The 2285-nt window shown below is 71.5% G+C and carries 3 protein-coding genes; 2 read left to right on the top strand and 1 reads right to left on the bottom strand.

The window, feature by feature from the left end:
• Positions 1-518, bottom strand: a 518-nt coding sequence (locus VGB60_RS01415) for a M48 family metalloprotease (protein WP_331036500.1), incomplete at its 3' end; no start/stop codon positions are given.
• Between the two features lie 87 nt (positions 519-605).
• Here VGB60_RS01415 and VGB60_RS01410 point away from each other — a divergent pair.
• Both VGB60_RS01410 and VGB60_RS01405 read left to right on the top strand, forming a co-directional pair.
• Complete coding sequence (locus tag VGB60_RS01410) at positions 606-833, top strand: succinate dehydrogenase assembly factor 4 (RefSeq protein ID WP_331036499.1); 228 nt, start codon at positions 606-608, stop codon at positions 831-833.
• A gap of 370 nt (positions 834-1203) precedes the next feature.
• Positions 1204-2285 (top strand): hypothetical protein (locus VGB60_RS01405; RefSeq protein WP_331036498.1); only part of this gene is annotated, 1082 nt, incomplete at its 3' end.

Genomic DNA, 2285 nt, shown 5'->3' with positions numbered 1-2285 from the left:
CGGTCGTCGCCGCCGCCGAAGAAGAGGGCGAAATTGGCCAGCATGGCGATCGCCCCCGCGACGGTCGCGGTGACCGTCATGGTCAGGGTGTCGCGGTTCTTCACATGGGCCAGCTCGTGGGCCATGACGCCCCGGATCTCGTCACGGGTCAGCATGTCCAGCAGGCCGGTCGTGGCGCAGACGGCGGCGTTGGCCGGGTTGCGGCCGGTGGCGAAGGCGTTCGGCTGGTCGTTGGGGATGATGGCGATCGCCGGGCGCGGCAGACCGGCGTCGCGGGCCATCTGCACCACGTCTGCGACATAGGTGCGGACCACGGCGTTGGGATGCTGTTCGTCGACCGGCTGGGCCCGGTACATCTTCAGGACGATCTTGTCGGCGTTCCAGTAGCTGAACAGGTTCATGCCCCCGGCCACGGCGAGGGCGATCAGCATGCCGCCGGTTCCGCCCAGCCACAGGCCGATGGCGCCGAACAGGGCGGTCAGTGCGGCCAACAGGGTGAAGGTCTTGAGGTGGTTCATCGTCGCGTCTGGTTCGTCGTCACTGGCGCCTCGGCGGCGAACCTTTAACTTGTGGGCCTCGACGCCCCCGCTCAAGACGAGACCGCTGTGACCGATCATCCCACCCCGCCCGCGCCGGCCCTGAACGCCGACGTTCCGCACGCCACGCCGGAGCGGCCGCTGAGCGAGGCGGCGCGACGGGCGTTGCTGGAAGCCGCGGAACGCCGGGCCGCCGCTTCGACTGTCGAAGCGGCCACGGAGCACGGCGGCCCGCGGGGACCCGAGCCGACCCGCTACGGGGACTGGGAGAAGAAGGGGCTCGCGGTCGATTTCTAGGACGCGCCGCCGCGAGAGCTGGGCGCGCAAGGCCAATACCATCAAACTCCGTCATCCTCGGGCCCGTCCCGAGGACCCATCGCTCCGCGATCTCCAGCCCCTCGGTTAGATGCAGGAGAGCGCGGCCAGCGTGCCTACCGTCCTTGCCTCCGCCGGGGTGGGTCCTCGGGACAAGCCCGAGGATGACGGATGTGGGGGAGGGGGCGGATGACGGGCGCGCCGGCGCCCTCGCCACGGGCCGAAATCGGAGCGTCGTGGTTAAATTTGACGCTGTCGGGGGAATGCGGCGGGGTCGCGCTCGCCCCTGCGGTGCAATCCGAACCCTTTCGTTTCCAGAGGCTTACAACGGCTCCCAACGGGAGTTAGAAGCATGCGCATCCTTAACATCGCGGCAGGGGCCGCAGTTCTCATCCTCGCCGCGGCGAGCCCGGCGATGGCCAGCGGCCCGACCGGCGGCGGCCAGCACGGCGGCGGTCGCCCCGGCGGCGGCTGCGGCGGCGGTTGCGGCCACCCGGGCGGCGGTCATCAGGGCGGCGGTCACCAAGGCGGCGGTCACCAAGGCGGCGGGCACCAAGGTGGGGGCCATCAGGGCGGCGGTCACTACCGTCCCCCCGTCGGCAACTTCAACATCAACGTGAACGCCAATGCGAACGCCAGCGCGTCCGCCTTCGCCGGCGCCTCGGCCCGCTCCTACCTGAACGCTCGCACCTACAACGTCGGAGCCATCCGCGGCGGCGTCGGCGGCGGCGGCTCGACCTACGTCGGCGGCGGCGGCGGCGGCGGCGACCTGGGCGGCTATTACGGCGGCGGCGCGATCTACAACGAGGCGCCGGCCCGGGGCCGCGTCTGCGGCTCGATCCCGTTCGGCTACGTCCTGGGCGGCTTCGCCCGCGCCGAACGCCACGCCCCGACCTGCGGCGGCGACCGGTACGAGCACGACCGCGGCGGCCGCTACGGCTACAGCGAGCGTCACGACAGTTACGAGGACAGCCGCGCCTACAGCCGCACCGAGGTCCGCGAAAGCGAGTCCTATTACGAGGAAGAGTCCGGCGGCGAGTACGAGGCGCGCGAGCGCTACGACGACCGCCGCGGCCATGAGTCCTACGGCTACGAGCGCCATCGCGCGGCGCCGCCGGTGCATGTGCGCAGCCGGCCGATCTATGTCGACAGCCCGCCCGTCTACGTCGACGCGCCGCCGGTCTATGTCGAGGGCCCGCCCGTCTATGTGAGGCCGCCGGCGGTCCACGTGCGGCCTTCGGAAGTCCACGTCGCCCCGTCGCGGGTCCATGTCGAGGCGTCGGACGTCTATGTCGCCGCCCCGGAAGTCCACGTCCCGGCTCCCGAGGTCACCGTGGCCCGGCCGCGGGTGCATGTGGAGGCTCCGCGCGTCCATCAGGCGCCGCCGGTGCACATCGAGCAGCCCGACATCTACATCGAGGGCCCGCCCCCGGT

The sequence above is a fragment of the Brevundimonas sp. genome (assembly GCF_036399195.1).
Taxonomy (GTDB): domain Bacteria; phylum Pseudomonadota; class Alphaproteobacteria; order Caulobacterales; family Caulobacteraceae; genus Brevundimonas.
The sequence above is the reverse complement of the archived record's forward strand: the minus strand, read 5'-3'. Positions and strand labels throughout refer to the sequence as shown.